Genomic DNA, 4,732 nt, shown 5'->3' with positions numbered 1-4,732 from the left:
CTCTTACCACCGCCAAGCCAATAAAGCGCGTACCCCTTATAGCCGTTGAACACCTTGAAACTGCCACCGCCGATGTACAACACCCCGTTGTCTGCTGAGATGCTAGGCGCGTTGATCGAGCCGTCAACCTTGAGCCATTTGTGTAAGTGGGTCTCTTGGTTGACCTCTAGACCGCCCCCAGTTGAGATGCCCCACTTGCCGGAGATGACAGTGCCGACCTGTGCCCCGTATGGATTGACGCTACCGTCGTCGAATGGGTTGTAATCGTAACCCGGTTGTAGCGTGATAGTCCGTGCGGCCGAGATGTCGATGCCGTTGAGCGTGCCAGTCACGATCTTGCCTGCATCCAGGTTGGCGATGGCGCCGCTCTGGATGCTGGCATTGTCAATCCAAGTGTCGCCAGTGATATGCACTACGCTCCCCGAGATAGCAACCTCGCTGTACGTACCCGTGCCGCTGAGATAGACATATCCTTGCCCAGCTTGCAGCGTCACATTGGCCAAGCCATTGCGCACGCTCGCACTGATCCGTGCTGTCAGGTTGTTGTTAATATCATTGACCCCTGCCTGGGCGTTGTTGGCCGTGGTCTGGGCCCCAGCTGCGGCATCCTTGGCCGCATTGGCCGCGGTCTGCACGCCAGTGATCTTGACATCAAAAGCCCCACTCAGCTGGGTGATCTGGCTCTTGATCTGGCCCGGAATGTCCTCGACCGTACTCTGTAGCCCATTGAGGTTGCCGACAACAGAGACGAGCTGCTTTTGATCAGCGCTGACCTGTTTAAACAGGCTGGTGGCACTGTCAAAACCAGCGGCTGCGATCGCTGCATCCATTGCGGCGTTGCTGGCGTCGACCTTGGCCCGCAGCTCCTTGTCGATTGCCTCGGTGTCAAACTCAACCCACTTGCCGTTGGTGTAGCGGTACATCTTGGCTGGGCCCTTACCCATGGCGCCCGGGAACCATAAATCCCCCTCCTGGGCGCTGGTCGGCTGAGTGTCGGTGTAGTAGTTTTTGTTGCGTCCATTGGCCGCGGTCAGTGCCAGCTCGCCGGCTGTCTTGGCTGCGTCCGTTTTGACCGCATCGTCTGCCTCCTTGCGGTCGTCGGTCTCGTTGTCGATCTTGTCGTCGATCACGTCGGTCTTATCGTCGACCGCTTTGATTCGGCTCTCAAGGCTGTGCCACAAATTAGTTGCTTGAGTGCCAGCCTTGACCAGGGTGTTGATGCCCAACACTGGGGAGTAGTCTGTCTCATATACTGGTAGCGTCGTGGCAATGCCAAAGTCCTTATCGTAATAGACGATGGCGTCATCCTGGATAGTGGCCTGCTCCAGCCGCTGGCTGCCGTACTCGACTGGGCTTATCTGCAAGTCGTATGCTGGCTTGTCGCTATCGGGATTTTCGGCCCAATACTTACGGGCCAAGTCCATCACATCGGCCATGTTGTCGGCGCGGCTGGAGTAATCTACGTTGATGCTGTAGATCTCCGGGTAGTTGCCTGCCAGCGGCGACTTGACGGGGTCACCGTAGACCGGCTCCGGGTTTTTGTTGTTGTCGTCAGATTTTGGCGTGTAGTACGGGACGACCTGGGTAACCAGGCCCTCCAGCGACCGGGTGACCTGCACGCCAGCGATATTCTTGCCGCGCCGCATATGGATCTGACGGTGTGTAGTGATATTGTCTAATCGCAGATTGTAGTGGTCGCGGATCACCTGGCCCCCGGTCATCTTTTGCAAGCTGTTGCTTTCGCCCAGGATCAGCTCATTGGGGTTGAGGTTGCGGTAGATGACGCCGGTCCCGGTCAGCGGCGTGGTGATATTGCTGTCGTACACAAATGGGCTGCGCCGATCCAGCTTGGCATCGAGCGACCGCAGGATCGACTGCGGCGTGTTGCCATCGACCGTCGACTTGGTGATCATGTGATAATTGTTGGCCAGGGCAGTGATGTGTTGCAGGTTGATGGTCATGGTGCCATCCGCTGTGCTGGCCTCGGTGCTCTGGATGTAGTACAGGTCGTCACTGTGCCCAGCATCCGGTGGCAGCTGGACGATCATCCCCTCGGTGATCTCGCCAAACAGCGGGTCGGTTGCCGCTACTTGCAGCTGACCGTTGTCCTCACCGTTACGCACTCGCTTGATGCTGTCGCTATCCGCAATGATCTGGGTCAACGCCCGGCCACCGCTGCTAAAATCCTTGGTGCCTGCGGGGTATAGCTTAATATTTGTCATATCGTGCGCCACCCCGGTTTGATAATGATTTTGGACACTGTCCCCGTCCAGTCGATGCTGGTCGCCTCATTAGGCGCCAGTGTGGGATACGTCGTGGGGTTGGCCACATCGTACCGCAGAGTCTGGGCCCCACTGGCATCGGTGGTGTAGACATCCTGGGCGCTCTCGTCGCTGTCGATGCTGACGTTGCCGGGGATACCCCGCAAGGCATACAGTTGCCCGCCCACCTTGAGGGTCACATTGCCGGTGCCGTAGACCGTGATCAGCGGTCGAGCCGGGTACCAAAAGTTGTTGTCGATGGTCCCCGGACCGGTCAGCGTGATCTCAGTATCCTCGCGATAATACTTGTAAGCGTCGGCTTCCAGGGTCAGTGCCAACACGCGATAATCTGACATCCGCGCGGGGCGAGTGTTGGTGACCTTGTCGACGCTGAGCACGTGATAGCTGTAGTCGGGCTCGCCGTAGTGGGCAAATGAGACGTAACCTGGACTGTCAAATGCCGCGAACAGGTTGCTCTCATTGATGGCCCGCTGCTCTGGGCCTTTGGCCGCCAGCACGATCTCAATATCAAACTGGCGGGGCTCATAACCGCCCAGGTCGACGACTGCTTGCCGACTGGCGCCAGCAATGTCGTAGAGCTTGCGCTTGCGTTGCGGCATCGGGATCGCTGGGTAGCCGGTCAGCCGGGCCCCGAAGGCGTCGATGCTGCTTTTGCCGTTGATAAAAAACTCGCCAGGTCGCATTAATACGCCGCCTCCTTACCGTTGATGATGTTTTGGTTATTGGTCATCCGCTTGATCTCCGCCATCGCTTGCTGGCCTATGGTTTTTCCAGTGTTGCTGGTGACCGGGCCCGCAATGGTGATGTTGACGTTGTAGGTCGGATTGATAGTGCTGCCACTGTTGATGACGGTGCTGTTAGCAGTGGTCACATTGGGCTGACTGCTGATTGCTTGCAGCTTTGGAATGACCGACTGATAACCGGGCGTTCCTTGTGCATATTGGCGGATGTCAAATAGTTTGGCTGTTTTACTTGCCGGAATAATCTCAGCGTGCCGCGGAAGGTTGGTGATGACGTTGCGGCCAGTTGGGATCACCGTCTGACCATTGGCAAAATGGATTGCTTCGCGGAATACCGGCCCCCGCTGGTCATTGACCATAACTGGGCCACCGGCGAAGTCAGAATCCCCAGTTTGCTTGCCAGTGACTTTGTTCCAGGCTTCTTGCACGGTGCGGATCGTCTTGGTGATGATGCTAGGGCCACTACTCCACTTGGTCAGCCAATTCATCGCATGCTCGATTGGGCTGCTGGCCTCATCATTGGCTTTGATGTGCTTGGTCGGGTTGGGCGCGTTATTAAACGCAATGGAATGAGACTTAGCAGTGTCGGCTGCCTTGACAGCACTCGAGCTGTCGCCCGTGAACTTCTTCCCCGGAATACCAGTATTGTTGTACTGGGTAATGGCGCTCTTGCCGCGGGAGGATTTATTCTCCACATCGCTGCTGTCGGCCTTCATCGCTTTGACTGGTAGACCCAGCGAATTGAAGCTGCCCAAGGCTTTGTTAGCTGCGACCTGCTTGGCCAGCACGTCAGAATTATCGGCCGTCATCACTTTCGGAAATGGTTTGAAGTTGTTGTTGTAATCGTTGATCTTGACGCCGGCCTCTTCGAGCTTGGCCTTAGCGTCGGCGTTTGATACTAACAAGTCCTTGGTCGTTTGCGGCAGATTGTTCCAGATGCCATACTTAACAACCACTTCGGCCAATCCCGGAAGCCCCTGCGTCTGGACAATGGCTAGTTGCTCCTTGGGCGTGAGTGTATTCCAGCGGTCGAGTTTGTTGAGAGTGTCGACCACATCGGCAGTCCCGGCAGTGGTGACCGTGGCCATGATTTGCTGGAGACTCAGTGACTGCCAAACGCCAGCATCGTACAGGATCTGGGACAACTCGGTCTGACCTTTAGCCTGGACAATCGCCAGCTGGGTCTTGGGATCGAGCTTATTCCACAAGCCGAGCTGATCCAGACTGTCAATCAACTTGTCAGTGCCTTTGACGTTGACCAGGGCTTCAATGTCTTTGATGCCGAGGCTATTCCAGACCCCGGCGTTATAGATGGCGTCGGTCAGCTCCTTGTTCCCTTTGGCCGTCACAATGGCGGTCTTTTGTGCAAACGTCAGGTGCGCCCACTGCCCATTGAGGTTGAGCATCTGCTCGACGACCGCGTCGGCGTTGGTATGTGCCAACGCCCATTTCTCTTCCAAGGTGAGTTTGTCCCATTTGCCCGCTTGGATAGCCGCCTCGGCGATCATGTCCTTGGCGTTACTGTTGATTTTTGCATTCTTGGCGGCAAACAGCAGCTGTTTCCAGCCCCTGTCTGTTTTAGCGGTATCGTTGAGCACCTGCTGAGCATTGGTCTTAATTTCGCCAGTTTTGGGGTTGAGAATCAGCTTATTCCAATCCTCACCAGCTTTTTTGGCGGCGGAAGACATCTGCCCAGTGGTCCGCGCCACC

General features: G+C 56.5%; 2 protein-coding genes and 1 pseudogene. All 3 read right to left on the bottom strand.

Going from position 1 to position 4,732, the window contains the following annotated elements:
• A partial coding sequence (locus L248_RS12975; RefSeq protein ID WP_196812042.1) for a hypothetical protein occupies positions 1–2,222 on the bottom strand: 2,222 nt, incomplete at its 3' end.
• The gene (locus L248_RS12970; RefSeq protein ID WP_022530710.1) at positions 2,219–2,965 is read right to left on the bottom strand and encodes a hypothetical protein; all 747 of its coding nucleotides are present in this window, start codon (positions 2,963–2,965) and stop codon (positions 2,219–2,221) included. The genes L248_RS12970 and L248_RS12975, both read right to left, overlap by 4 nt.
• Positions 2,965–4,732: pseudogene (locus L248_RS12965) on the bottom strand (hypothetical protein); the annotation flags it as partial. The pseudogene L248_RS12965 and the gene L248_RS12970, both read right to left, overlap by 1 nt.

It is taken from the genome of Schleiferilactobacillus shenzhenensis LY-73, from assembly GCF_000469325.1.
Classification (GTDB): domain Bacteria; phylum Bacillota; class Bacilli; order Lactobacillales; family Lactobacillaceae; genus Schleiferilactobacillus; species Schleiferilactobacillus shenzhenensis.
Note: the sequence above shows the minus strand (reverse complement) of the source record. Positions and strands in the feature narration are given on the sequence as shown.